The organism is Pseudoalteromonas sp. SG44-8 (assembly GCF_014164125.1).
GTDB classification, from domain to species: Bacteria; Pseudomonadota; Gammaproteobacteria; order Enterobacterales; family Alteromonadaceae; genus Pseudoalteromonas; species Pseudoalteromonas rhizosphaerae.
This window is the reverse complement of sequence record NZ_JACJEQ010000084.1, coordinates 1-544: the sequence shown is the minus strand read 5'-3', so window position 1 is coordinate 544 and position 544 is coordinate 1. Positions and strand designations below refer to the sequence as shown.

At 37.3% G+C, this 544-nt stretch carries 1 protein-coding gene; it reads left to right on the top strand.

Translation table 11 applies throughout. The features are described from left to right. Positions 1–86 precede the first annotated feature (86 nt). Entirely contained in the window at positions 87–449 is a 363-nt protein-coding gene (locus tag H5163_RS21080; protein WP_182735898.1) for a hypothetical protein, read from the top strand. Positions 450–544 lie beyond the last annotated feature (95 nt).

Genomic DNA, 544 nt, shown 5'->3' with positions numbered 1-544 from the left:
ATTTCAGTACGAGCACGATCTCGACATAGACGGCATACCAGGCCCTAAAACCAAAGCAAAATTACAACAAGTATTTGGGAGTTAGTATGAGTACCCCGTACAGTATGGCAATGGTAGTTAACAATATAAATCTGTTAACGATTGTTAAGCCCGCTTTTGTATTTTTTTATCAAGTTGACACAAATGCAAAAAATTACGCTAAAGAGCAGCTTGTGTTGGTAAATAATCAACATAACTGGCAGCAAATAAAGCCAATTTCACGTGTAATGCCTAAGGGAGATTGGGTCCGTATAGAATTTACCGACATACCCCAAAGCGGCAATTTTGATTTATTACAAGACCCAAACGACGGCCAGCCTAGTTACTATATATTTGATAACGTGCCATTCAGCGAGCTTAACAAGCAAACACCAAACACGGTAATAATGGCAGAGATAACAGAAGGGTAAGTGCATTCATTTTGCCTTCATTATAAAAGGTTTTAAATAATGAGTTTGTTTACAGCAATCCAATAAATGGGCTCATTCAGTAAAAGGATAGTTTT

Excerpts from the sequence above, each read along its gene's own strand:
- H5163_RS21080 (WP_182735898.1), top strand. The coding sequence starts at position 87 with ATGAGTACCCCGTACAGTATGGCAATGGTAGTTAACAATATAAATCTG.